General features: G+C 42.8%; 19 protein-coding genes and 1 pseudogene. 11 read left to right on the forward strand and 9 right to left on the reverse strand.

Annotation, left to right across the window (positions count from 1 at the left end; translation table 11 throughout):
• Window positions 1-129: 129 nt before the first annotated feature.
• The 3 genes from V7K56_RS11710 to V7K56_RS11720 form a co-directional block, all read right to left on the reverse strand.
• Window positions 130-1,527 (reverse strand): ABC transporter substrate-binding protein, encoded by a 1,398-nt coding sequence (locus V7K56_RS11710; protein ID WP_334910569.1) that lies wholly within the window; start codon window positions 1,525-1,527, stop codon window positions 130-132.
• A gap of 353 nt (window positions 1,528-1,880) precedes the next feature.
• Window positions 1,881-3,284 carry a protein kinase domain-containing protein gene (locus V7K56_RS11715; RefSeq protein WP_334910570.1) on the reverse strand — a complete coding sequence of 468 codons (1,404 nt, stop codon included), beginning with the start codon at window positions 3,282-3,284 and terminating at the stop codon, window positions 1,881-1,883.
• A gap of 305 nt (window positions 3,285-3,589) precedes the next feature.
• Entirely contained in the window at window positions 3,590-4,603 is a 1,014-nt protein-coding gene (locus tag V7K56_RS11720; protein ID WP_334910760.1) for a LysR family transcriptional regulator, read from the reverse strand.
• A gap of 213 nt (window positions 4,604-4,816) precedes the next feature.
• Here V7K56_RS11720 and V7K56_RS11725 point away from each other — a divergent pair, with 213 nt between their 5' ends.
• The 5 genes from V7K56_RS11725 to V7K56_RS11740 all read left to right on the forward strand — a co-directional run bounded on the left by V7K56_RS11725 (window position 4,817) and on the right by V7K56_RS11740 (window position 9,488).
• Window positions 4,817-5,533, forward strand: coding sequence for an NnrU family protein (locus V7K56_RS11725; RefSeq protein ID WP_334910572.1), 717 nt, complete (start codon window positions 4,817-4,819; stop codon window positions 5,531-5,533).
• A 611-nt stretch (window positions 5,534-6,144) separates the two neighbouring features.
• On the forward strand, window positions 6,145-6,531 hold the full coding sequence (locus V7K56_RS11730) for a thioredoxin family protein (protein ID WP_334910574.1): 387 nt from the start codon (window positions 6,145-6,147) through the stop codon (window positions 6,529-6,531).
• A gap of 252 nt (window positions 6,532-6,783) precedes the next feature.
• Window positions 6,784-8,889, forward strand: coding sequence for an NAD(P)H-quinone oxidoreductase subunit 5 (locus tag V7K56_RS11735; RefSeq protein ID WP_334910576.1), 2,106 nt, complete (start codon window positions 6,784-6,786; stop codon window positions 8,887-8,889).
• 247 nt (window positions 8,890-9,136) lie between these two features.
• Entirely contained in the window at window positions 9,137-9,325 is a 189-nt protein-coding gene (locus V7K56_RS37055; protein ID WP_442940007.1) for a DUF6888 family protein, read from the forward strand.
• Window positions 9,306-9,488 carry a DUF6887 family protein gene (locus tag V7K56_RS11740; protein ID WP_334910578.1) on the forward strand — a complete coding sequence of 61 codons (183 nt, stop codon included), beginning with the start codon at window positions 9,306-9,308 and terminating at the stop codon, window positions 9,486-9,488. The genes V7K56_RS37055 and V7K56_RS11740 overlap by 20 nt, the downstream gene beginning before the upstream one ends.
• Here V7K56_RS11740 and V7K56_RS11745 read toward each other — a convergent pair.
• Window positions 9,462-9,971 (reverse strand): hypothetical protein, encoded by a 510-nt coding sequence (locus tag V7K56_RS11745; protein WP_334910579.1) that lies wholly within the window; start codon window positions 9,969-9,971, stop codon window positions 9,462-9,464. The genes V7K56_RS11740 and V7K56_RS11745 overlap by 27 nt on opposite strands.
• Before the next feature lie 427 nt (window positions 9,972-10,398).
• On the opposite strand from V7K56_RS11745, the gene V7K56_RS11750 reads away from it, so the two are divergent.
• The 3 genes and pseudogenes from V7K56_RS11750 (at window position 10,399) to V7K56_RS11755 (ending at window position 14,202) form a co-directional block, all read left to right on the forward strand.
• Complete coding sequence (locus V7K56_RS11750; protein ID WP_334910580.1) at window positions 10,399-11,976, forward strand: NAD(P)H-quinone oxidoreductase subunit 4; 1,578 nt, start codon at window positions 10,399-10,401, stop codon at window positions 11,974-11,976.
• A gap of 136 nt (window positions 11,977-12,112) precedes the next feature.
• Window positions 12,113-12,247: pseudogene (locus V7K56_RS37060) on the forward strand (IS1 family transposase); the annotation flags it as partial.
• Window positions 12,248-12,522: 275 nt separating this feature from the next.
• Window positions 12,523-14,202, forward strand: coding sequence for a hybrid sensor histidine kinase/response regulator (locus V7K56_RS11755; protein ID WP_334910581.1), 1,680 nt, complete (start codon window positions 12,523-12,525; stop codon window positions 14,200-14,202).
• A 36-nt stretch (window positions 14,203-14,238) separates the two neighbouring features.
• On the opposite strand, the gene V7K56_RS11760 is transcribed toward V7K56_RS11755, so the two are convergent.
• Window positions 14,239-14,445: a DUF29 family protein gene (locus tag V7K56_RS11760; RefSeq protein WP_334910762.1), complete on the reverse strand. Its 207-nt coding sequence runs from the start codon at window positions 14,443-14,445 to the stop codon at window positions 14,239-14,241.
• An 84-nt stretch (window positions 14,446-14,529) separates the two neighbouring features.
• Window positions 14,530-15,639: an S-(hydroxymethyl)glutathione dehydrogenase/class III alcohol dehydrogenase gene (locus tag V7K56_RS11765; RefSeq protein WP_334910582.1), complete on the reverse strand. Its 1,110-nt coding sequence runs from the start codon at window positions 15,637-15,639 to the stop codon at window positions 14,530-14,532.
• 307 nt (window positions 15,640-15,946) lie between these two features.
• Between V7K56_RS11765 and V7K56_RS11770 the strand changes: the two genes are divergently transcribed.
• Both V7K56_RS11770 and rimM read left to right on the forward strand, forming a co-directional pair.
• The gene (locus V7K56_RS11770) at window positions 15,947-17,230 is read left to right on the forward strand and encodes a valine--pyruvate transaminase (RefSeq protein WP_334910583.1); all 1,284 of its coding nucleotides are present in this window, start codon (window positions 15,947-15,949) and stop codon (window positions 17,228-17,230) included.
• A gap of 15 nt (window positions 17,231-17,245) precedes the next feature.
• Window positions 17,246-17,938 carry a ribosome maturation factor RimM gene (gene rimM / locus V7K56_RS11775; protein WP_334910584.1) on the forward strand — a complete coding sequence of 231 codons (693 nt, stop codon included), beginning with the start codon at window positions 17,246-17,248 and terminating at the stop codon, window positions 17,936-17,938.
• A gap of 147 nt (window positions 17,939-18,085) precedes the next feature.
• Here rimM and V7K56_RS11780 read toward each other — a convergent pair whose 3' ends face one another.
• Window positions 18,086-18,274, reverse strand: a complete 189-nt coding sequence (locus V7K56_RS11780) for a hypothetical protein (RefSeq protein ID WP_334910585.1) — start codon at window positions 18,272-18,274, stop codon at window positions 18,086-18,088.
• Window positions 18,275-18,789: 515 nt separating this feature from the next.
• Between V7K56_RS11780 and V7K56_RS11785 the strand changes: the two genes are divergently transcribed.
• Complete coding sequence (locus tag V7K56_RS11785) at window positions 18,790-21,795, forward strand: MFS transporter (RefSeq protein ID WP_334910586.1); 3,006 nt, start codon at window positions 18,790-18,792, stop codon at window positions 21,793-21,795.
• Window positions 21,796-22,023: 228 nt separating this feature from the next.
• Here the strand turns inward: V7K56_RS11785 and V7K56_RS11790 are convergent, their stop codons facing one another.
• Together V7K56_RS11790 and V7K56_RS11795 are read right to left on the reverse strand one after the other, a co-directional pair.
• Window positions 22,024-23,229 carry an ABC transporter permease gene (locus tag V7K56_RS11790; RefSeq protein WP_334910587.1) on the reverse strand — a complete coding sequence of 402 codons (1,206 nt, stop codon included), beginning with the start codon at window positions 23,227-23,229 and terminating at the stop codon, window positions 22,024-22,026.
• A gap of 24 nt (window positions 23,230-23,253) precedes the next feature.
• Entirely contained in the window at window positions 23,254-24,648 is a 1,395-nt protein-coding gene (locus V7K56_RS11795; protein ID WP_334910588.1) for an efflux RND transporter periplasmic adaptor subunit, read from the reverse strand.
• Window positions 24,649-25,127: the final 479 nt, after the last annotated feature.

The raw sequence follows: 25,127 nt of genomic DNA on the forward strand, positions 1-25,127 counted from the left end.
TTATCGGAAATTGAAGAGTTTAAGCCACCTATGTTTACACGTAGCATCATTTTCAGACGGATTTAAATCCCGCTCTGTTCCCACAGCGTGCCATAGGCAAAATGTCTTTAAATTTTAAATTTTGAATTGTTATCGTACTGGTTCAAAGTCATAACCAGTTCCAGAGCGAGAACCAGGAACGATTTTTACAAGTTGGACTGGCGCATTGCGATCGCCTGATGCTAAAAATCGAATTGTACCAGAAGCGCCAGTGGCAGAAAAGTCAGAGGACAAGAGTGCTTGTTGGACTCCATCTCGCGTGGGATTGCGTTTTAATGCCGCAATTAGAGCGACAGTGGCATCATAACTGAGGGCACTTCGCCAACTCACATCAGCGCCCCATAACTGCCGCGATTTCTGGGGAAAATCTGACTTCGGATTGCTATCAATATGCCAGGGAACTGCTAATACCATTCCTACAGCTTGTTCTCTGCCAATTTCCAAAGTTTTAGCGATGTAAACATCATCTCCCCCCAGCAGAATTAACTTTTTCTGGTTAATTTGAACTACTTGCAGCGCTTTATCCAAAGTTTCAGTATTAGCAGCTAACATCAACACTTCTGCACCTTGCTTCGTTGCTTGTTCTACGCTTTTAGCCGCACTAAAATCCGCCTTGGATAAGTCAAATTCGCTGGCTACTTGTCCACCCTCTAGAGAAACAGATGAGACAAACTCCGACTTTAAAGACTGGCTATAGTTACTCTGAGAATTAAAGAAAACCACTGCATTTTTTTTCTGCAAGGTTCTCACCATATAGTTAGCTAAAGTTCTCGCAGCCATAAAATCACTGGGAACTGTACGAAAAACGTAGTGGCTAAAGTTAGAAATTTTGACAGATGTACTGGTGGGAGATATGGCTACAAGTTGTCCCGAAGTATAGATAGCACCTGCGGCTAAGGTAGAATCGCTGGTATTCGGCCCAACTACACCCAATACTTCGGAATTGCTGACTAGGGTAGAAGCAATTTGCTTGGATATTTCTGGATTATCGTCGTCATTAGCTATTCCTACCCTCAACGGTACTCCCTTGACTCCTCCAGAGCTATTGACTTGATTTTGAGCTTGGGCTATCCCACGTAAAATTTCTAAAGAAACGTTGGGGTTAGTGCCAAATGGTACAGAAGCCATAATGGTGTAGCTTTTGGAAGAACCGATGCGGGCATTGTTAAGAAAAATTAATGCTTCTGGATCGTTACGGTTGAGTTTTAGGGCAGCTATGAAATTGGCGATCGCTTGATCGTAATTTTTAGCTGCGAGCGCCTGTACTCCTTCTTTTTTCACAGGAGAAATGTCACCCGGAGTAAAAAATTTTTCTCCAAAACTAATGCGGTCTTGTAAAGATGAATTGTTGCCTGGTTCTTGATTTGGAATGATGTTATTACCAATTTTGACCCCATTGTTACTAAACCACCAAAAACTACCGCCAACTATACCAACTGTCAGCAGCAGGGCCAAGGCTAAAATTGCGGTTTCATTCTTTTGTGACATGAACAAATTTAAATAAAGAAAAAATATTTATTATTTTAATTATTTGGCTAAACTTAAGCATTTTTATCATTTAATTCTAACAAATCCAGTTTTTTCGCTCAGTTTTTGACCCTGAGGTGTCAACAGCCAATTTGCACAAGCTTCACTAGCTTACTGGTCTCTTTGACCATTCTGTTTAACAATTACAAATAAATTGCGGGTATTTGGCTCCACCCACTTGTTGCCAGTTCCGTTTAATACAAGAAACCACAGACCACCAAAGATTAAACCAATAGTGATGACAACGGCTAAAAAAAAGACTAAGTGTTTCGTGTGTCTGAGATCTTTATGTAGCTGTTAGTACCAGAAATTTTTTAAAGTAAGAAAGATAGTAATTTATAAATAAGTCGAAATACAGCTGTCAATGAAATAGCTACTAAGCCTGCTCCAACTGCTAAAATCACCACTGACGGAAGGTCAAGACCTCCCCGTAAAAAGGGGAGAAAAAAAATAATTGCAAAAGTAATTGTGGGAATAATTAATAAATCGAACTTTTCAATCCATCGCCGAGTTTGGGCAAAAATAAGTATACCTAAGATCAGGGCGGAAGTAATCAAAGTAACTATTGGTGATTTGACTAGACTGAAGAGGGCGATCGCGATCAATGCACCCTCAAATCCACTAAATGCCGCCCCACCCAATAATTCCAATGTCGAAAACGCTGGCTGAGTTGGTGGACGACGGGGAACAACAGGGCTAGAACCTTGGGGTGGTTGTGGCGGGAGGGTTGCAGAGGGCGAATTAAGTTGTGTAGGGGCTTGAGCCGCTTGTGAGTTAAGTGCGCGTAGAACTTCCTGGGCTGACTGGAAGCGCTGATTAGCCGCAGGTAGCAGCATCTTGTCTAAAATGTCAGCAAGGTGAGGGTTGATACTTACTTGGGTTCGCCATTTCCACTGGTTATTATAAACATCAAATAGTTGAATTGCTTCCTTATTTGTTAACAAGGTAATCAGAGTTACAGCTAAAGCGTATAAATCTGTAGATGGAAATACTTGGCCTCCAGCCATTTGCTCAGGCGGTGCAAATCCCATAGAATAAATTCCTGTGGAAGAAGCAGCAGAACCAAGTGCAGCATTTGTTACTTGCTTGACGGCGCCAAAGTCTAGTAAAAAAAGTTTACCATCACGACGACGCATAATGTTTGAAGGTTTGATGTCTCTGTGGATAATGCCTCTGTCATGAACAAACTCTAGAACCCGTAGAATTCCTTGCAATATCTCTAACACTTGCTGTTCAGAAAATTTGCCCTGTTGGATTAATTCTTCCTCTAAAGTTTGCCCATCAATGTATTCTTGTACCAAGTAAAAAAATTGGTCTTCCTCTCCTGGTTGCAAGCTATTAACTATTACTGGAAAGAAAGCAAACAAGTCAGGAATTTGCTCATGATCGTTACCAAGTTGTGCTAAAACTTCTGCTTCTCTTTCAAACATTAACTGCGCTTGTTGCAGTTGAGTTAAGGTTAAATTTCCCGATGGTTGAAACTGCTTAACCACGCATTGACGCATTCCTGGTATTCGGCGATCGCGTGCCAAAAATGCGGCTCCAAATCCGCCCCTTCCCAGTAGTTTTGTTGGTACGTATCGACCATCTAGCATTAATGGCATACCACAGGTAGTGCAATATTTTTGCTGGGTTGTTTTCAGTGTCGTAACATCATCTAAATCGGCAAAATAGTTTTGTGGGCGTGGACAACGTGGACGAGTGCAGTAAACTTCCATTTTCGTGATTAGTCAAAATAATTCGCAATTGATAATACTCACCTTCTCTACGAGATGCTACGCGAATGGCAAGAAGCAAGCTACGTAATTCGTAATTAGTTCCGGTTACAGAGTAACTAAATTTGTTAATGAGGAACAGGAAACTTTTTTCCTGATGTCAAACCCTTGGTTTGCCTACAGCACCCTGTACGAACACAATGGGTTAATAATTACGAATTAAGTTAGCGATAGAGGAGCGTCATTACGAATTATTTGGTCATTTACAAAAAACAAAGTCCAAATGACAAGGGACTAATAACCTGATTTTAGTCTTCGCTAGATGAGGTGGGTGTTGCTACCTCCAATGTAGTTAACACTAGACTTTTTTGTGTTAATTTTAAGACATCTTGATTCCATCCTGGGTTGGCAAACTGGGGCAAAATTTCTTGACTAAAGGCTTCTGCGGCTTTGGATCTATAGCGATTGGGATTATAAATCAGCCACAGCGTCCGTTTGACGACAACGCCTTCAATGGGAGTACGGTGCAGAACGCCCATTTGTAACTCTTTAGCGATCGCACTAGTTGAAACAAAGGCAGCTCCTAAACCAGATTGCACAGCATTTTTAATTGCTTCAATGGAATTCAATTCCATTTCAACTTTAAAACGTCTGGTATCGATTTCACAGCGTGCTAGCACTTGGTCAATTACCTTGCGGATAGTCGATTGGGAATCTAGAGCAATGAATTGTAATTTATATAGGTCTTCTTTCTGGATTTTTTCAAGTTTGGTAAAAGGATGAAAGACAGGTATGATCAGCGCTAGCTCGTCCTCAGCGTAAGGAATCACGTCTAAAGATTCTGACAGTTCACCAGGAATTTCACCACCAATAATCGCCAGATCGACTTGTCCATTAGCGACACTCCAAGCAGTCCGTCGGGTAGAGTGGACGTGTAATTGCACTGCCACATCTGGATATTTTTGTCGGAACATACCGATCATTCTGGGCAAAAGATAAGTGCCAGTGGTTTGAGAAGCACCGACAATTAAAGTACCACCTTGGAGATTTTGTAAATCTTCAATGGCGCGGCAAGTTTCCTGACAGAGACTGAGGATTTTTTCACCGTAATTTAAGAGTAAATGCCCAGCTTCGGTTAATTGGGCGCGTCGTCCTCCACGATCGAATAAGGGCACATCGAGTTGCCGTTCGAGATTTTGAACTTGCAAACTGACGGCAGGCTGAGAGACGTAAAGACTATCAGCGGCACGCTTGAAGCTTCCTTCTTGGGCGATCGCTTTCAGGATACGTAACTGATCTAAAGTGAAAGGAAGGTCAGACATAAGGCTCAACCCACAAACTTTTAAAGGAGCAGATGCACGTAATAAATCCGGTTTGGCAGCAATTAGCCGGACATGATTTGTTGGCATATTAAACTTGAAGGTTTGACTCGAAAAAGACAGTAGCACAACATCTTGACTAAAGTCCCCTTTTGAATACTTTGTGGTATTGGTTGTACTGAATTCAGTTTTCTTTAAATTACTTCACCTGTGTATATGCTGCTGATTTCTTGGTTGACACCCAGTCATTTTGTCATACTGGGGTTACAAATAGTTTTTGCGATCGCTCACAGTGGAGGCGCTGCTTTACGCCCTTGGGCAGAAAAATACATTGGCCCAAGGTTTTATCGCATTCTCTTTGCATTAGTCAGCCTACTGTTGGCTGTGATATTAATTATTTACTTTTTTGGGCACCGCTATGATGGTTTGCAAATTTGGCAGGTACAAGGGGTGCCAGGAGTGCGAGAATTTGTTTGGCTGCTGTCAGCAATCTCGTTTTTGTTTTTATATCCTGCTACCTTCAATCTACTAGAAATTGCTGCTATTCAAAAGCCCCAAGTTCATCTCTACGAAACAGGAATTATTCGGATTACCCGTCATCCCCAGATGGTGGGACAAATAATTTGGTGTGTTGCCCATACTCTCTGGCTGGGCACTACCTTTACCCTTGTGACTTCCATTGGATTGGTATTGCATCATTTGTTTGGGGTTTGGCACGGGGATCGTCGTTTGAGCGATCGTTATGGGGAAGCTTTTGAAATTGCCAAACAGCGGACTTCAATTATTCCCTTTAAAGCAATTCTTGACGGGCGTCAATCTCTCAAATGGCAGGAATTTATCCGCCCTGCCTATTTGGGAGTTGCCATTTTTATAGCTTTGCTTTGGTGGTCACACCCTCTGTTACTGGAAGCAACTAGTAATATAGGATGGTAACTTTGGACGATCCCCACTGTCAGCAGAAAATCCGAAATAGATGCAAATTTTAGCTTATCAATTGCTCCAAATCAATGTAGGATAAATTCAAACATCTATTCAATGGAGGGTGCGTTCAGTCAGCTTAAGATTTTATATTGGTAGTTGTTGGTCAGTTGCCTTTCGTTGAAAGAAAGTGACAGATTCAGTCAAATCCCCAGACAGCCAGGCAATCAGGAGTTTAACATCCAAAAAAGCCAACGCGGCTTCTAAGGTGGCTTTTCTGTCAGAGACACATTAACACGCTCAATTTTTGCCAATTATTCTGTGTCCTGAATATTTGTGTCCTGAAAGCATCTATCGGCAGTTAGTGACTTGCCAATCCTCCTCTGAAGCAGTAGCTGAGTCCTGAGTCCTGAGTAAAAGCAAGTAACTTAGTATTCACAGCTTGGCAATTAGTCCCAATCCCCGCTTTCAACTCTAAAAGAAAAATAAACGAGTTCCTCATTCAATCCGCTAACTTTAGTTATGGACTTCTACTCAGCAACCAGAACTCGGACTCGGTACTACTCAATTCAGTACTGATAGCTAGTTTGATATAAAAATAAAAACCTTATAATCCAAGAGGCGTCATGGTGTTGTCGGTTAGTGAGCGGACATTTACTGAAGAAGTTTTAAAATCTCCTATTCCTGTTTTAGTTAACTTTGAAGCACCTTGGTGTGGCTTGTGTCGAGTTATTCACCCACTATTGTTGCAATTTCAAGCCCAGTGCGGGGATGAAATTAAATTAGTCGGGGTTAACGCCGATCAAAATTTTAAATTGTCTACTACCTATAGGCTAAAATCACTACCCACTTTACTATTGATTGAAAATGGCACTATTCGCCATCGCTTGGAATGCTTTCGTAGCAGGGAAGATTTACGTCTAGCTTTAGAAGAGATTAAAGCCAGCTACAGCAATTACCCCAAAATCTACAAAAGTTCAAAAACAGCGGACTTAGAGTATCGATTAGCCTAATGGATATTGGGTATAAGGCATGGGGGAGCCAGTGCGTTGGGCGGGCAATGCCCGACTTGAAGCAACTGGCGTCATGGGGCATTGGACTAATGACTAATGACCAATGACCAATAACTAATGACCAAATCTAAAACCATGCTTAATACCCCACCCAATCAGCCTTGGGTGGGTTATTTTATCCTAAAGGGTGTGTGTCACAATTATTAACAGTTTCGACACGCTAATCAAGAATTCTAAAAGTAGGCGTCAGTGATGGAAGTAATCTATCAGTATGCCTGGCTGATTCCGGTGTTCCCTCTTTTTGGGGCGATGCTGGTCGGTCTAGGGTTAATCTCGTTGAATCAGGTGACAAACCGCCTACGGCAGCTTAACGCTGTGGTGATTATCTCCATGATGGCAGCAGCTATGGGGCTGTCGTTTGCCTTGCTATGGAGTCAAATTCAAGGACACGCGACTTATATCCGCACGTTTGAGTGGGCGGCAGCAGGTAATTTTCATCTGAGCATGGGCTACACTATTGACCACCTGACAGCCCTAATGCTGGTGATTGTCACAACGGTAGCGTTGTTAGTCATGGTTTACACCGATGGCTACATGGCTCACGATCCCGGTTACGTGAGGTTTTACGCCTATCTCAGTTTGTTTGGCTCCTCAATGTTAGGTCTGGTAGTCAGCCCCAACTTAGTACAGATTTATATCTTCTGGGAACTTGTGGGGATGTGTTCTTACTTGCTGGTCGGCTTTTGGTATGATCGCAAGTCAGCAGCTGATGCCGCGCAAAAAGCATTTGTTACCAACCGCGTAGGCGACTTTGGTCTATTACTCGGTATTTTAGGGCTGTTCTGGGCAACAGGAAGCTTTGATTTTAATATCATGGGCGATCGCCTCGCCCAACTCGTAGAATCAGGTTCGATCAGCAATTTTCTCGCTGTCCTGTTTGCGATTTTAGTTTTCTTAGGGCCAGTGGCGAAATCAGCCCAATTCCCCCTCCATGTCTGGCTACCAGATGCGATGGAAGGCCCCACCCCCATTTCTGCCTTGATTCACGCAGCAACGATGGTGGCGGCGGGTGTTTTCCTGATTGCCCGGATGTACCCAGTATTTGAAGATGTTCCAGCCGCAATGAATGTCATTGCCTTTACTGGGGCGTTTACGGCGTTTTTGGGGGCAACCATTGCCATTACCCAAAACGACATCAAAAAGGGCTTGGCTTACTCCACCATTTCCCAACTCGGTTACATGGTGATGGCAATGGGAATAGGTTCCTACAGTGCGGGACTATTCCACCTGATGACCCATGCCTATTTCAAGGCGATGCTGTTCTTGGGTTCAGGTTCAGTAATTCATGGTATGGAAGGTGTCGTTGGACACGACCCTGCCTTAGCTCAAGATATGCGCTTGATGGGTGGACTGCGAAAGTATATGCCTGTCACAGCAACTACCTTTTTGATTGGTTGCTTGGCAATTTCTGGTATCCCACCCTTTGCTGGTTTCTGGTCAAAAGATGAAATTTTGGGGAAGGCTTTTGAGGCTAACCCACTTCTTTGGTTTATCGGCTGGCTAACTGCTGGTATTACTGCTTTTTATATGTTTAGAATGTATTTCTCGACATTTGAAGGCAAATTCCGGGGTACTGATGAGAAAATCAAGGAAAAACTCAAGAAGGCAGCCACAATTGTTCTAGAGTTAGAGTCAGAAGAACTAGCCCCGAATTTTGGGCCTGGGGCAATGAAAAAAGGAGAATTGGCTGCCACTGAACACCATGACTCCCATGACTCTCATGACTCCCACGGGCATCACAGCGACTCCCCCCACGAATCGCCGTGGACAATGACTCTGCCATTAGTATTTTTGGCTGTACCTTCGATTTTCATTGGTTTGGTGGGAACTCCCTACGCCAATTATTTTGAAGAGTTTATCTTTCCTCCTAGCGAAACTCTCACCGAAGTTATAGAAAAAGCTTCCGAGTTCAATCCGACGGAATTCTACATTATGGCGGGTGCCTCAGTGGGAATTTCCTTGGTTGCGATTACCTTAGCTTCACTGATGTATTTGCGCCGTCAGATTGACCCGGCTGCGATCGCTGCTAAAATCCAACCACTTTACGAGTTATCCCTCAACAAGTGGTACTTTGATGACATTTACCATCGGGTTTTTGTCCTCGGCTTGCGTCGCGTAGCTAGACAAGTTATGGAAGTTGACTTCCGTGTTGTAGATGGTGCTGTTAACCTCACAGGCTTTTTCACCCTTGTTAGCGGTGAAGGTTTGAAGTATCTAGAAAACGGTCGCGCTCAATTCTATGCCTTGATTGTGTTTGGGGCGGTCTTGGGCTTAGTAGTTGTCTTTGGTGTTACCTGATTTTTATAGCCAGGGCGAATAGAATTCGCGGCTACACAAACAAAGCCCACTCCGTAGGATAAAATTAAAATTTTTTAACCCGCGCAGGCGGGTTTTGCCTGTGTAGATGCGGTTTATAACTGCCCTTTCACTTAGGAGCCTGATTTGGACTCCTTTTTTTTGACTAATAGTCAGCAATTAAACTCACATTCCGCAAATGTGACTCATATAATGTGGTTTTTGATTCAGACTAAAAATTGAAGGAATAATGGAACCAACAATAGCTCAACTTAAATCGCTATACCGAGTATGCGTACAAACTAGCAATCTGTTAAAAGCAATTAACATGACTCGGTTAGATGAACGAACACGTTGCATCTACATTATTGTTGAAGAGACAATAGAAATAGAAATCGACATTGATGGGGGATTAACGTATGACGGAATCACATTTTGAAGGAATGACGCGCCAAGAACTACTAGTATATGTACGCCGTAACCCTCAAGATATTGAAGCCTTTCACAAATATGTAGATATGTTACGGGCAGTTCCAGGACGAGTAAAAATATCAGCAGAAGAGATTGAAACAGAGTTACCCAAACGATTGCAAACAAGCTAAAAACAATTTGCAATTACGTTTTGTAGCGGGGATTTTACCCCGACACAAAACGCACTGCTTGATATTTACTCTCATGTAAGCATTGAGTCGGTTAAGATGATCAACCCAACCTTCCCCCTCAGTCCCGCCAACTTTTTTACTTGGTTCCATAGCCTCCACCATAATAAAGGCTACATCCAAATTACCTACAGAATCAGCATAACGGTCATCATAAACTACAACGTCTGCCCGTCCTTGATAGCGTCGTCCGCCTTGATAAGTTCCCTCGGCAAAATCTGCATTTAGTTCTAGTTCCATTGCTTCTAGTGGAACACCGTACTCTTCTACTAAAATCTGAAGCGCCCACATCATCACAGGATCTTCTGCTGGACGCACATAAGAACCATCAGCTTTAAATAACTTCTGTAGATTTATATGCTGGCGATAGTTCTGTGGTATGTTAGCCGGATTTTGGTAAGGATTAGTGAAATCGGAGAAAGGCATGAAGTTATTGCTATGGAAGACAGACTACACAGTAGATAAATGATATGCGATCGCAAGCGATCGCGTTTTATCTATGTATGTGCCATTATCATTATGGTTATTTCTCCTGTTATGCTTTTTTGCTCCAAATTGCTTTTTTCAACAACTACCAAACAGCATCGTGTATTTTTAGCGATGGGTTGGACTACGCGATCGCACCGCTATAATTCTAGTTTATCGGCTTTTTTAGGGTAAATTTTTATTTTGACTGGGAGTATCAAAACTCACATTTTCCACTCCCAAGTGTCAAAAAAGGCTCCCAAAAGACAAAATGGAATTGGCAATTTAATTAAATCAACCTAACGAGGAAGACGAAATCCTCAAAAAGCTGTTAGTTAATAACTAGTGACTTTTTGCCAAACATGATTTTGATAGCAGACAAATTGTGATGAATACAGCTAATTTTCCGTGGCTGACGACGATTATTCTGTTGCCGATAGCCGCCTCACTACTGATTCCCATCATCCCAGATAAAGAAGGCAAAACAGTGCGCTGGTACTCCCTGATCGTAGGGCTGATAGATTTTGCACTAATTGTTTATGCTTTTTATACTGGGTATGATTTCTCCAATCCAGATTTGCAGTTGGCTGAGAGTTACGCCTGGGTACCCCAACTAGATTTGAATTGGTCAGTAGGGGCAGATGGCTTATCCATGCCCCTAATTATTTTGACTGGATTCATTACCACGCTGGCGATTTTAGCAGCTTGGCCTGTTACCTTCAAGCCGAAGCTATTTTACTTCTTGATTTTGGCGATGTATGGCGGTCAGATTGCCGTGTTCGCCGTCCAGGATATGCTGTTATTTTTCCTGGTGTGGGAACTGGAACTAGTACCGATATACTTTCTGCTGTCGATTTGGGGAGGCAAAAGGCGGCAATATGCAGCGACCAAATTTATTTTATACACCGCCGGCGGTTCGCTGTTTATTTTGCTGTCTGCCCTGACAATGGGATTTTACGGCGATACGGTGACGTTTGACATGCGAGCGATCACCTTAAAAGATTTCGCCCTGAATTTCCAACTTGCCCTTTATGCTGGCTTCTTAATTGCTTACGCCGTCAAGTTGCCGATTATTCCGTTGCACACTTGGCTACCTGATGCCCACGGTGAAGCTACGGCCCCTGTACACATGTTATTAGCAGGCATTCTCCTGAAAATGGGCGGTTACGCCTTGATTCGGATGAATGCTCAAATGCTCCCCGATGCCCACGCTTTCTTTGCGCCAGTATTGGTAGTGTTAGGGGTAGTTAATATCATCTACGCTGCCTTGACATCCTTTGCCCAGCGTAACCTGAAGCGAAAAATTGCCTACTCCTCAATTTCTCACATGGGCTTTGTGATGATTGGTATCGCTTCCTTCACCGATTTGGGATTGAGTGGGGCAGTATTGCAAATGGTTTCCCACGGGTTAATTGGGGCGAGTTTGTTCTTCCTTGTCGGCGCAACTTATGATCGCACACACACCCTGATGTTGGATGAAATGGGCGGTGTCGGCAAAAGAATGAAGAAGATTTTCGCTATGTTTACTGCTTGTTCGATGGCTTCTCTTGCTTTACCAGGTATGAGCGGTTTCGTAGCAGAATTAATGGTGTTTGTTGGCTTTGCTACTAGCGATGCTTATAGCTCTACCTTCAAAGTTATCGTAGTGTTCTTGATGGCAGTGGGAGTGATTTTAACTCCGATTTATCTGCTGTCGATGCTGCGAGAAATTTTCTACGGTAAAGAGAACGAGGAATTAGTTTCTCACCAAGCTTTGATAGATGCCGAACCCCGTGAAGTATTTATCATTGCCTGTTTGTTGGTGCCAATTATTGGTATTGGTTTATATCCAAAATTGCTGACTCAGATGTACGACGCTACAACTGTACAATTGACGGCAAGATTGCGGGATTCTGTACCGACGTTAGCACAGCAAAAAGAAGAAACACTAAAGGTTTCTTTGAGTGCGCCGAAAATTGGTAATTAAGTTGCGATCGCTAGTTTAGTTTAAATATTTCTTCGAAGGCGGGTATAAAACCCGCCCTTTTTGTTACTCACTGAACTAAGTTAAAAAAATCCTGTATGGGATAAACGAGTAGATATATTTTTTACAATTGCATTGCTATTATCTAGCTCGACTACATTGTAAAACTTTTTGTTATTCAAAAACCGAAGAAATGCTTAAATATTCAATTAAATTAGTAATACATTATCTGAATCTGAAGTATGGCTCAGTAGCGCTGTGGACGCAAGCTTGAGGCGACGCATGACTCATATTTTGATTCAGCAACGCCTGTATAAATATACTTTTTGAAGATGAATACGATTTGACGATCGCTATTACGTCAGGTATAAAAATTAGAGTAACCAAGGAGACTACTCAGCCGAGCGTTTTACCTTTAATTAAGTTGACCTACTTAACAGATTGTACTCTCAATATTAAAGTTAAGATTACGATAAAGAGTAGGTGTCTGCTGAACCTACCCGCTTTAGCTGAGTTTTTATACAGACATCCTTTTGTTTGGAGTTCTTTATGAAAAATACATTAGACATCTCCATCTCTCAAGAACAGAATTCAGATCACAGCCATAGCATTTCGTCTTACAACAGGCTGCTTTCGGTCGTGAAGGATTTAGCTTGTGTACGGACTATTGAGGAAATTATTGAGATTGTGCGTTTGGCTGCTCGCGATCTCACAAATGCTGATGGAGTAACTTTTGTATTGCGGGATGGTGAATGTTGCCACTATGTAGATGAAAACGCCATTGGGCCACTTTGGAAAGGTATGCGTTTTCCGCTCAAGTCTTGCATCTCCGGTTGGGCAATGCTCAATAAAAAAGCAGCCGTAATTGAGGACATTTACCAGGATGCACGAATTCCTATTGAAGCCTACAAAGTGACTTTTGTCAAAAGTTTAGTCATGGTTCCCATTCGGGTTTCCGATCCACTAGGCGCGATTGGAGCCTACTGGAGTACACGACACCTAGCCACGCCCCAAGAGATCGGAATGCTTGAGATTTTGACTGACACTACGGCAGTTGCGATCACTAATGTTCAACTTTTCCAGAAACTGACGAGCCAAAACGCCCTGAAAGACAAATTTATTGCGATGCTAGCTCACGAGCTAAGGAATCCCGTTGCCCCTATTTCCAACAGCGTTCAGCTACTGAAGTTGAAGCTAGGCGAGACTGGCGCAGTTGGAGAAACAGTTTTAAGGATGCAACACCAGATTAAGCACCTCTCGAAATTGATCGATGACTTACTTGACGTATCATCCATCACTTATGGGAAGGTTTCATTAAACCTTGAGAAGGTTAATTTGGTGGAACTGGTTTGCCAGAATCTCAACGATCATGCACAAGCAATAAACAGATGGAATCTTAACGTAGTACAAGACCTGTCAAACACGCCCGTGTGGGCTTATGTTGACTCCACTCGCTTCTTTCAAATCTTTGGGAATCTTCTTGATAACGCCTTAAAGTTTTCCAAGCCAGATGGGACAATCTGGGTGGATCTCTCAGTTATTCCAGGTGAGAATGGCTCAGGTAGTGTAGCAGTCTTATCTGTAAGAGACTTAGGCATAGGGATAGACCCGACAATATTACCAGAACTTTTCGAGCCGTTTACCCAGGCCGATCGCAGTTTAGATCGTTCGCGGGGCGGGCTAGGTTTAGGACTTTCGGTAGTAAAAAGTCTTGTGGAACTTCATGGTGGTAGTGTTGAAGCCTCAAGTAGAGGGATCAATTTGGGAGCAGAATTCAAAGTCACTCTCCCTGTATGCGAAGAAATTACAGCCTTAGACAACGATATGGAGATTACAGAGGCGGCTAAAAAATCGTTGAAGATTTTAGTCATTGAAGATAATGACGATTCAGCCGTATCATTACAAGCAGTACTTGAGTATTTTGGGCATGAAGTTTCCATTGCCAATAATGGAATTTTAGGGGTAGAAACTGCAAAGAAGCTTGAGCCTCATGTGATTATTTGTGACATCGGACTTCCCGAAATGGATGGATTCGCCATTGCACAGGAATTAAGTAAAGACTCCAAATTTACTCGCTCAATTCTGATTGCGCTTACTGGCTACGGTAGCCCAGAGGATCGACAGCTTGCGCTTCAGGCTGGTTTCAAATGCCACTTGACCAAGCCTGTAGACTTTGAAATACTGATAGCAGAAATTGATCGATACTTTGATAAAGTATTATCAAGTTGACAAATTTTGCTACTTGTGAATTTTGACTGAAAAATGTCAATCCATTAAATCATCTGTGGTAGGCTCACCCGGATAAAAGCGATCGCTCAAAATTTCCTCAAAAGCATATAAACATTGCTTGGCAAAAGTTGAGAGTGGCAGATTTGTTTCTCCTGATGCTAAATCCCTACCATTTTGATATGATTCCTGGAGTGCTTCTGTGATGTCTGGCTTTCTTAATTTTGAATTTTGAATTGGTATTATGTTTCAGTTAGAGATTTAAACCTTATTTAAAACAGGACGATCTGCATAAGCATCAGGCACAAATCACAAATTACGAATTACGAATTAGAAAGTCACCACACTGCGAATTGATTCACCTTTATGCATCAACTCAAAAGCATCATTAATTTGTTCAATCGGCATCACATGGGTAATCAAATCATCAATATTTATCTTACCTTCTATATACCAATCAACAATTTTTGGCACATCTGTACGTCCTCTAGCGCCACCGAATGCCGAACCTTTCCAAACGCGCCCAGTTACTAGTTGAAAAGGACGAGTACTGATTTCCTGTCCAGCACCAGCAACACCAATAATTACACTCACACCCCAACCTTTGTGGCAGCATTCTAATGCTTGACGCATAATTTTGACATTACCGATACATTCAAAACTGTAATCAGCACCTCCTTTTGTTAAATCAACCAGATAAGGAACTAAATCACGCTCTACTTCTTGGGGATTGACAAAGTGCGTCATGCCAAACTTTTGTGCCAAGGTGCGTTTGTTGGGATTAATATCTACCCCAACAATCATATTGGCCCCTACCATCCGCGCTCCTTGGATGACATTTAAGCCTATACCACCCAAACCAAAAACCACAACATTTGCCCCAGGTTCCACCTTTGCAGTATTGATAACTGCACCAATACCAGTAGTCACACCGCAGCCAATGTAACAAACCTTATCAAAGGGAGCATCTTCCCGAATTTTTGCTAAGGCAATTTCCGGCAGCACCGTATAGTTAGCAAAAGTGGATGTACCCATATAATGATGAATTATCTGCCCATCAATACTAAAGCGACTAGTGCCATCGGGCATAACACCGCGTCCTTGAGTTAGGCGAATGGCTTGACAGAGATTAGTTTTGAAACTCAAACAATATTCGCACTGACGACATTCGGGAGTGTAGAGAGGAATTACATGATCCCCTGGTTTGAGACTGGTGACACCAGCACCTACTTCTATTACCACACCAGCACCTTCATGTCCCAAAATAGCCGGAAATAAACCTTCTGGATCGTCACCCGATAAGGTAAAAGCGTCGGTATGACAAACTCCGCTTGCTTTCACCTCAACTAACACTTCGCGGGCTTGTGGCCCTGATAATTGAACGGTTTCAATCGTCAACGGCTTACCTGCGCTGTGAGCTACTGCTGCTTTAACTTCCAATATTCAGCGCTCCTGTATAGTTTTGTCATTGGGCATTGGGCATTGGGCATTGGGCATTGCTTATTTCTTCCTTGTCCCCTAGTCGCCTCATAAATATTGAACGCATGATAAACTTTTGTATTACTTCATCATATTTACTAAGCACGATCGCCACTATAACGATAAATATTACTTTGTTAAAATATCATTCTCTAGCTAGATTGGTTAAAGGCGGCAACAGCTGTTTTGACAACAATGTAAACTGGATGTCAGCAGCAACCCCCAAATAATTTGTCCACCCCTAAATTAATATATTTTGTCACAGCTTATGAACCCTGCCCTAACTCAAATTGGCGCTCAAATGTCCAACCTGACTGGCGTCAGAGCAATCATGAAGGATATTATCGAGACATTACGAGCGGGTGCAGGGCAGCATTTTATTAATTTGAGTGCTGGTAATCCGTTGATTTTGCCAGAGGTAGAGCAATTATGGCGGGATTGTACTGCACAGCTTTTGGCTAGTCCAGAATATGGCGAGGTAGTTTGCCGTTATGGCTCCAGTCAGGGCTATGCACCATTTGTTGAAGCGATCGCCAACGACTTCAACAAACGCTATGGGTTAAACTTAAGCGAACGCAATATCCTGATCACCCCCGGTAGTCAAACCCTCTACTTCTACGCTGCCAATACCTTCGGTGGCTACACTCCCAGCGGCGAGTTAAAACAAATCGTTTTGCCCCTCTGCCCTGACTACACAGGTTATGGTGGTATCTCCTTAGTTCCAAAAGCCTTAATTGCCCACAAACCGACTCTTGATATTGATGCAGCTGCCCACCGATTTAAATATCGTCCTGACTTCAGCCAACTGTCGATTACAGAAAATACTGGTTGTGTTCTCTTCTCTCGTCCCTGTAATCCTACTGGTAACGTCCTCAGCGATGATGAGGTGAAAAAGATTGCCGCCCTGGCTGCACCTTACAATCTACCCGTGTTAATTGACTCAGCTTATGCACCTCCCTTTCCAGCATTAAATTTTACCGAAATGACACCAGTGTTTGGTGATAATATTCTCCACTGCATGAGTTTATCGAAAGCGGGATTACCAGGAGAAAGGATTGGTATAGCTATTGGGGATGAAAAGTGGATTGAATTGCTGGAGTGTTTTGAGGCAAATATCAGTCTCCATTCTTCACGTTACGGCCAAGCGATCGCAGCTTATGCAATCAATTCTGGTGCTTTAGTGGAAATTTCCCACACTGTCATCCGTCCCTTTTATCAAAATAAATTTACCGTTTTAGAAACCAGTTTAGAACAAGCGATGCCTAAGAATTTACCTTGGTTTCTGCATTGTGGTGAAGGAGCAATTTTTGCTTGGTTGTGGTTACAGGATCTACCCATCAGTGACTGGGAATTTTACCAGCAATTAAAGCAAGTAGGTGTAATTATTGTTCCAGGAACTACCTTCTTCCCCGGTTTAGAGGAAGAATGGGCGCACAAGCACCAATGTTTCCGCATCAGCCTTACAGGCAGCGATGAGGAAATTTCTACTGCTATGCAACGTTTAGCAAAAGTGGCTGAAGAAGCTTATAAAGGTGCGGCGGTGACTGCCTAATAGTAGAAAATAGAAATGAAAAGCGAAGAAGCTAACAAAGAGATAGGGAGCAGAGGAGGAAGACAAAAATCAAAAAGGCCCAGTCCTCAATCCCCATTATCCCTTATCCCCAGAGGGGACCCCACCTTCTCCAATCTCGATAATTGGCTAGAAATTGGTAAAATTGTTGCCCCTCAAGGGTTGTCTGGAGAATTACGGGTTTATCCTGTATCTGACTTTCCTGAAAGATTTGAGGTGCCGGGAAAACGTTGGTTGTTGCGTTCAGGTGACACAGAACCACAACCAATCGAATTATTGACAGGACGTTATATCAGTAACAAAAACTTGTATGCGATTAAATTAGCTGGCGTGGAAAATTGCGATCAGGCGGAGGCGTTGCGCGGTTGTAAGTTAATGGTACCAGCAAGCGATCGCCCCCAATTAGGCGAAGATGAATATCATGTCCTCGATTTGATTGGTTTAGAAGTCTTCATGCAAGCATCTGGCGAACTCGTGGGTACGGTGATAGACATCATCCCGGCTGGCAATGATTTGTTAGAAGTAAAATTACACCCATCTTTTACCACTGACAAAGGACAAATCACAAATGACAAAAAGCAAAAGACTGTTTTGATTCCATTTGTACAAGCGATCGCACCAGTGGTAGACTTGCCATCTGGTCGCATTGAAATTACACCACCACCTGGGTTATTGGAAATTAATAATTAGGTCATGAATTGAATAGAGATTATTAATTTTTAATTTTTAATTTGGAGCAAAGCGACGTGACTCAAGCTTTACCAAAAGTCGTAAATTTTGAAGATGATTGATACAGTCAAAGCATTTGGCGATGTCTGCGTCTAAGACATATTTTGCTTATTGGCAGATTGCTGTATGGATTGCTGTAACTACATCATAGGCAGACATTCCGGGTCTAAAGCCATAGGAGTTGGGTTCAAATTTAGCTTCCCATTCTGGCTCAAGTGCCAGCTTGAGTAGTGCTTGAGTTGCCCTATCTTCCAGCACGAGAATCCCTAATACCATTTCTTTGTGAGACTGCGCCAAATCCTTTTAACTTCTTTCTTTGTGTTCTTTGCGCGGCAGTTGCTTCAAGTCGGGGAACCCGCCCAACGCACTGCCTTGTCTTTGCGGTTCGTTTTTCTTTCTTGTACTTATGGTTTAGCGCATCTTCATACAGAATTGGTATAATGGGCGTTTTTCGTCTTTTCCAGGTTTAGGTATGCAAACCCGTCTGGTCGCTTTGCCGGAAGCTTTTACTTCCAACTTATTAACCAGTTTCAGACGTTTAACCGGATTGAGTGATTTAACGCCATCAACTCCAGCATGCAACATGCGCCCAAAGCTCTAAGCTCGTTTAAATTTATCTAAAATCGATAGTCCTGAAGGCTGAGTGGGAAACATAATACTCAGTTGCTCAGGACTTTTGCTATTTCCAGGAGATGAAGGACAAGGAAGATAAGGGGGACAAGGGAGACAAGGGGACAAGGAGGATAAGAGGTATATTTCTTCCCTTGCCCCGCTCCCGATTACGCGGTGATACTACCAGAAAATAAAACTGCATGGAACTGAAAAATCACTGGTTGGCTGCAAATAAAGTTGCTTTACCACGACTACTACAGTGGGTGAATCTCCGACCAGAGGAGAGTGAACGAACCCAGATAATGTTTCTTTTCTATACAATAATATGTATAGGATTACGGTGGGCAGAAGACAGTACGGTGGCGCTGTTTTTGGATGAATATGGGACTCATCTACTGCCGTGGATGTATATTGCTAGTGCCACAATGAGTGCCGGACTGGTTTTTTTATACTCTTGGCTGCAAAAGATTTTTCCCTTACGTCGGGTAATTGTGGCGATCGCACCTTGCATGTTGATGCCATTAGTTTTATTAGTTGTATTACGTTGGGGATCGCATTTTTCCTACCTGGCAGTGATATCGGCATTTCTACTGCGGCTGTGGGTAGATGCACTTTATGTGGTCAATGACCTCAACACTTCCATTGTCGCCAACCAAATATTTAATATTCGGGAGATTAAACGGACTTACCCACTGGTGAGTAGTGGTCTTTTAGTAGCAGATGTGATCAGTGGCTTTAGTTTGCCTTGGCTATTGCAATACACCACACTAAATAAGATCATCTTTATCGCCTGTATGGTGATTTTATTAGGATCGGGGATTCTATTCTATTTAACTCATCACTATCGAGCAGCTTTTCCTGAAACTCCACAAAGACTAATTCCCGAACAACAAGCTTCACGAGAGCGTTTCATTAAAAGTCCGCTGAAGCGGTACGTTTGCCAGTTGTTTGCTTTTGTGGGTCTGTTGCAAGTTATTGGGTTGTTAATAGATTTTCAGTATCTACGTGAACTCCAATCTAATTTGGGCGACCGAGAACTTGCGAGCTTTTTGGGTCTTTTTGGTGGAATGTTGGGACTGTGTGAGTTGTTGTTGCAGTGGTTTTTTTCCAGCCGCCTCATCGAACGAATGGGGGTATTTTTCACGGCCACGCTTTTACCAATCACCGTCGGCTTTTCACTACCAGGAATGCTGGTATTGCTACATTTAATTCCAGCCATCCAATCGCAAAGCTTTTTCTGGGGTTTGATAATTGTCAAATTCTGCGATGAACTTCTGCGCTACACCTTTGTCATGAGTAGCGGCCCCATTCTGTATCAACCGATTCCAGAGGCCATTCGCAGCCGGATGCAGACTTTATCTGGTGGAACAGCCGAAGCGATCGCTACAGGTTTGACAGGAGCGCTAATTTTTGTGACTATCTTGTTTTGTGGGCGGTTTGTACCCGAACCACTAGAAAAATGGGTGTTTGTAGCAGAAACAATGCTGATAACTGGCACCTGTTTAAAAGTAGTTTGGGAATTGCGATCGCGCTATGTTGAACTGTTAGTCTTGAGTGTGGCGCGGGGTCACTTAAGTGCAAGCAATGTCGGCTTACGATTTTTTAAACAGGGTGTAGTCAAAGCTTTGGCAGAAAAAGGCTCTGAGGCTGATAAACGCTCTTGTATTGAACTTTTAGCCCAAATTGACTCCCAAGGAGCTGCGGAAGTTTTAGCACCTCTACTATTGAAGTTAACCCCAGATTTGCAGCGCCAAAGTTTGGAAGTAATGCTGATGGGAGGTGTAAATCCGGTTTATCTAGCTGCTATCCGTCCTTTGTTAGAAGAATCCCAAGAAACTAACCCCGAAGTTTTTGCCTTAGCGCTACGCTACATTTGGTTGGCTGAACCAAATCCCAATTTAAGCCTCTTAGAAGGATATTTACACCCCCGGCAAAACTCCCTTGTCCGCGCCACCGCCGCCGCTTTAGTCTTACGCCAGGGAACGCCGATGCAAAAGGTAGCAGCTACCCAAACCATGCGCCGGATGCTGACTCATAAGCAAGAACGGGAACGGGTGAATGGAGTTAGAGCACTCAGAGAAGCAGTTTATTTGCAGGCATTGCGAATTCACATCCCGAATTTATTACAAGATGAGTCGTTACGGGTGCGCTGTGCCGTATTGGAAATGATTGCTGCCACTCATTTAGAAGAGTACTATTCAGCGCTGATTGCAGCACTTTACTACAAATCAACCCGTAGCACAGCCATGTCAGCCTTAGTGCGACTAGAAAATGAAGCTTTAGAAATGCTGTTACGGTTGGCTACCAATATTTACAAACCAGAAGTAGTGCGGATGTACGCTTGGCGTACCATTGCTCAAGTCGGCACTCAGCAAGCATTGGAGACTTTATGGGAAAACTTAGAAATATCCTGGGGTACTACTAGGGATCATATTCTCCGCAGCTTATTAAAAATACATAAACAACCAGGACTTAAAGGTTTAGTAGATCGGTTTTATGAAAGTCGAGTGGAAAATTTAATTAAGCAGGAATTAAAGTTTTTAGGTGAAATTTACGCCGCATACATTGACTTCCAAACATTAGACCAAAAAGAAAATTATCAATCCAATCAGAGGATTGTGATTGTCTGGGGATTACTGCAACGCGCCCTTCTAGAATTAGAATTGGATGTGAAAGAGCGGCTGCTACTATTACTGAGACTGCTTTACTCGCCGGAAAAAATGCAGGCAGCATCCTTCAATCTGCGATCGCTCTCAGTGGTAAACTTAGCGCGAGGGTTGGAAATCTTAGAGCATACCGTAACTTTGCCTTCAAAATCTTTATTGCTAAATATTTTAGATAACCGACCGCACACAGAAAAATTGCAACATCTTGTAGAAGCCAAGATTGTAGAATATGAAAATATGATAGTTAGCGATCGCCTCCACAGATTGCTAATGTTAGGTAATTTCCTTTCTGACTGGTGTTTAGCTTGCTGTTTTCATTATGCTCAAGTGACACGCATTCGACTAACTAGTTCTGAGATATTAGTGAGTTTGCGTCATCCAACCGGCTTTGTCAGAGAAGCTGCGATCGCATATTTAAATATGGTTTCATATCGCGTTCTCCTGCAAATCCTACCCCAGTTACAAAAAGATCCACATCCTTTGGTGGCTGCTCAAGTTAAAGAGTTGCTCGAAAAACACAAGTTTAAAAATTACAATTGAAAAAATCTCCGCTGGAATAATTTTGTTATTTATATTGCTACTAAGTAATGTTATACTAATTTGAAAAAAGAATGCGACAGATACATACGGACATACCTTTGTTCTGTCTGGCTTTTTGAATTTTGAATTTTGAATTGGTATTACTCAGACTTGTGTTTCTCCACAACCCTTTTTTTGAATTTTGAATTTTGAATTTTGAATTTTGAATTCCCCGCAGGGGTTGACATTTTAAGCGCTTCTTAGAGCAACTATTGGGTCGAGTTGACCAGCTCTACGGGCTGGAACAACACCAAAAATTAGACCGATCCCACCAGAGACACCGAGTGCCATAGCGATCGCCCCTACTGGTACGCTCGGTTTAAAAGGGGTAAAAAGTCCCACAATCGTAGTCCCACTCAAGCCGACACCAACACCAATCAAACCGCCAGCTACTGACAGAATAATTGCCTCAATCAAAAACTGAGTTAGAATCGCTTCCTGAGTTGCCCCAAGTGCCTTACGTAAGCCAATTTCCTGTGTACGCTCAGTCACTGAGACTAGCATAATATTCATGATGCCAATGCCACCCACTAACAGCGAAATACTAGCGATCGCTGCCAGTGTCAACGACAATGCTTGAGTGACTTGGTTAATCAGATCGTTAAAAGATTTATCAGAGATAACAGCGATGTCTTGCTTACCTCGCAATTGGGTCAGAAGGTTGGTAATTTGAAACGCCGCAGCGCGGATACTCTGCTTATCTTTTGCAGACACCTGCATACTATCAATGGGAATACCGTAGGGCGATCGCCGTCCGCTCAACTGGTCAGCCATTGTGGTAATTGGTATATAGGCAGTATTGTCTGAATTTTGCCCACCAAAGGAACCTTTGGCTTTCATTACTCCAATCACCAGAAAGCTGAGATTGCCGATTTGCACCTCTTTGCCAAGCGGGTCTTCACTGCCAAATAGTTTCTGGGCTAGTTCTGGCCCCAAAGTCACTACTTGCACATTCTGTTGCTGTTCGGATTGATTAAAAAACCGCCCTTTAGCAACAGTCATATTATGGACGTACAGAAACCCTGGGGTTGTCCCTATAATTGAACTCTTCGGATTACGGGCAAGATAAGAGATTGACAGTTGAGAACTGATTTCAGGAGCTACCGCTTTCACAGCAGGTGCTTGAGTAGCGATCGCCTCCGCATCTGACAACACTAGTTGGGGTGTTTCACTCGTGGAGCCTTCAGCATCCTCATAATTGACGTAAACGAATAAACTATTTGCCCCATACGACTCCAACTTTTCTGAAGTATAATTTTGTGCGCCTTGTCCAATGCCAATCAGGGTAATCACAGCAGCATTGCCAATCGTGATCCCCAGCATCGTCAGACCGCTGCGGAGCTTATTAGCACTCAGAGTAGTGACTGCCATTTTGACGCTTTCAAATATGTCCATGTTGAAATGATCAGTTGTGAATGGCTATGGCATCGTGTCAACTCCTGGGATAGGTTGACCTTCTGGCGGACTGAGCAAGATCCGTTCCCCCTTACTCACGCCTTTGATAATCTGAATTTGATTGCCACTAACAGAACCAGCAATAACTGGTCTCAATTGAGCAATGTTATTTTCATTTGGTATCCATACCCCAGTCTGACCATCTTTTTGGGTCACAATTGCTGCTAAAGGAACAACTAAGGCATTGTAAATCTTATTACTGATAAAGTTCAATTTTACATTCATGCCCCCCTTGAGTAAGTCTTGACCCGTTTTTAGTGCTACTTTGACTCGAAAGGAGGTAACACCTCCACTCGATTGACCTCCCTGGCTAGAGCTGTCCTGTATAGCTCTGGGTGCCACGAGACGGACGCTTCCCTGAAAGGTTTTATTGGGATAGGCATCTGAGCGAATTTCTACCTGCTGCCCTGTTTTAATGCGGGCAATACTTGCTTCTGGAATTTTTGCTTCTACTTCCAACCCGCTAGAAAGTTCAGCAATGGAAGCAGATGTTGCACCATCGCTAGATGAGGCAGAAGTCGTTGGGGTGACAAAATCACCTTCTTGGGCAAATTTACGTGTAATCGTACCAGCAAAAGGAGCGCGGATCAAAGTATCTTCTAGCTGGGTTTGATAAGAGCGCAACTGTGCTTCTGCTTGGGCAACGTCAGCTTCAGAGGCAACGATTTGCTCTTTGCGCGTACCATTACGAAGTTTTTCTAGAGTCTGTCTTTGTTCTCTTAGCCCAGCTAACTGTGCTTCTAAATCAGCCTTTGCCTCACGCTCTTTACTAGAAAAATCCCCCAAACTATTTAGGGAGATAGCTCCCCGCTGTGCTAACAATTGGTTACGCTGGAGTTCTTCTGTAGCTCGATTCAATCTTGCCTGAGCCTGAGCTACGTTGGCTTGGGCTGTTGCAACTCTAGCTTTAGCCTCACCTATTTCTTCAGGGCGACTACCAGCACGCTTTTCAGCAAGGTCAGCCTGAACTTTAGCAAGTAATGCCTTGTATTGATTTACCTGTTGCTGAATTCGCTGGCTATCCATGCGGGCAATTAATTGCCCTTGCTTCACTTTGACACCTTCGTCCACATACAGTTGTTCAATTCGACTTTGCTCTTTGGGACCGAGATTGATCTTTTTTAACGACTGGACAGTGGCATTCGCTTTGATTTGAACTGTGATGTCTTTCGACTGCACTACTACTGTTTGCTTAGTCAGATCTGCTTTAGGTATCTTACTTTGCACTATTAGAAAAACAGTGATAGCAGTTCCTAACAATCCAGCTGCTACTAGTCCCATCAGCCAGTGCTGTTGCCGCTTGGCTTTGCCAAAGCTGGGAAATTGCATTGGTTTGTTTGGTATTTCAGGGTTACTCATAATACTTATAACAGATTATAAATTTATTTATTTAGCAGTGTAAGCAGTTTCTAATTATCTAAATACTGCCTGAATTTCATTATTTTTCTGCTAGTTAGCATGAGAGATTCTTAAGCTCTATGACACTCATTGATAGCCATTATGCTCACCGTATATAAGTTATGAGAGCAGCAGATAAATTTCACTATATCTTTGAAATTATAGAATATTTTGATATTAACAATTATATCGCCCAGTTAATAATGCATGAGTAGGGGCAGTATATCCAAGGTCAACCATAGCCTTTTCACTCATACTGTCCAGTATCTCACAACTATACTCTTTAATTAGGCATTCCTTCTAAAAAAACAAAGAATTGCTAAAATTATTTGCAAAAGACAATGGCTCAATATCATAATTTAAAAGCCTATATAGCGTTACTTTATTACTCTTCTGAGAGAATATTTAAAACCTAATTTATCCATGCTTGGTTCCAAACA

This window comes from Nostoc sp. (assembly GCF_036917535.1).
Taxonomy (GTDB): domain Bacteria; phylum Cyanobacteriota; class Cyanobacteriia; order Cyanobacteriales; family Nostocaceae; genus Nostoc.

What these genes read in the sequence shown, in the direction of transcription:
- V7K56_RS11710 (WP_334910569.1), bottom strand. Translation starts at nt 1,527, where the DNA reads ATGTCACAAAAGAATGAAACCGCAATTTTAGCCTTGGCCCTGCTGCTG.
- V7K56_RS11715 (WP_334910570.1), bottom strand. Translation starts at nt 3,284, where the DNA reads ATGGAAGTTTACTGCACTCGTCCACGTTGTCCACGCCCACAAAACTAT.
- V7K56_RS11720 (WP_334910760.1), bottom strand. Translation starts at nt 4,603, where the DNA reads ATGTCTGACCTTCCTTTCACTTTAGATCAGTTACGTATCCTGAAAGCG.
- V7K56_RS11725 (WP_334910572.1), top strand. Translation starts at nt 4,817, where the DNA reads ATGCTGCTGATTTCTTGGTTGACACCCAGTCATTTTGTCATACTGGGG.
- V7K56_RS11730 (WP_334910574.1), top strand. Translation starts at nt 6,145, where the DNA reads ATGGTGTTGTCGGTTAGTGAGCGGACATTTACTGAAGAAGTTTTAAAA.
- V7K56_RS11735 (WP_334910576.1), top strand. Translation starts at nt 6,784, where the DNA reads ATGGAAGTAATCTATCAGTATGCCTGGCTGATTCCGGTGTTCCCTCTT.
- V7K56_RS37055 (WP_442940007.1), top strand. Translation starts at nt 9,137, where the DNA reads ATGGAACCAACAATAGCTCAACTTAAATCGCTATACCGAGTATGCGTA.
- V7K56_RS11740 (WP_334910578.1), top strand. Translation starts at nt 9,306, where the DNA reads ATGACGGAATCACATTTTGAAGGAATGACGCGCCAAGAACTACTAGTA.
- V7K56_RS11745 (WP_334910579.1), bottom strand. Translation starts at nt 9,971, where the DNA reads ATGCCTTTCTCCGATTTCACTAATCCTTACCAAAATCCGGCTAACATA.
- V7K56_RS11750 (WP_334910580.1), top strand. Translation starts at nt 10,399, where the DNA reads ATGAATACAGCTAATTTTCCGTGGCTGACGACGATTATTCTGTTGCCG.
- V7K56_RS11755 (WP_334910581.1), top strand. Translation starts at nt 12,523, where the DNA reads ATGAAAAATACATTAGACATCTCCATCTCTCAAGAACAGAATTCAGAT.
- V7K56_RS11770 (WP_334910583.1), top strand. Translation starts at nt 15,947, where the DNA reads ATGAACCCTGCCCTAACTCAAATTGGCGCTCAAATGTCCAACCTGACT.
- rimM (WP_334910584.1), top strand. Translation starts at nt 17,246, where the DNA reads ATGAAAAGCGAAGAAGCTAACAAAGAGATAGGGAGCAGAGGAGGAAGA.
- V7K56_RS11785 (WP_334910586.1), top strand. Translation starts at nt 18,790, where the DNA reads ATGGAACTGAAAAATCACTGGTTGGCTGCAAATAAAGTTGCTTTACCA.
- V7K56_RS11790 (WP_334910587.1), bottom strand. Translation starts at nt 23,229, where the DNA reads ATGGACATATTTGAAAGCGTCAAAATGGCAGTCACTACTCTGAGTGCT.
- V7K56_RS11795 (WP_334910588.1), bottom strand. Translation starts at nt 24,648, where the DNA reads ATGAGTAACCCTGAAATACCAAACAAACCAATGCAATTTCCCAGCTTT.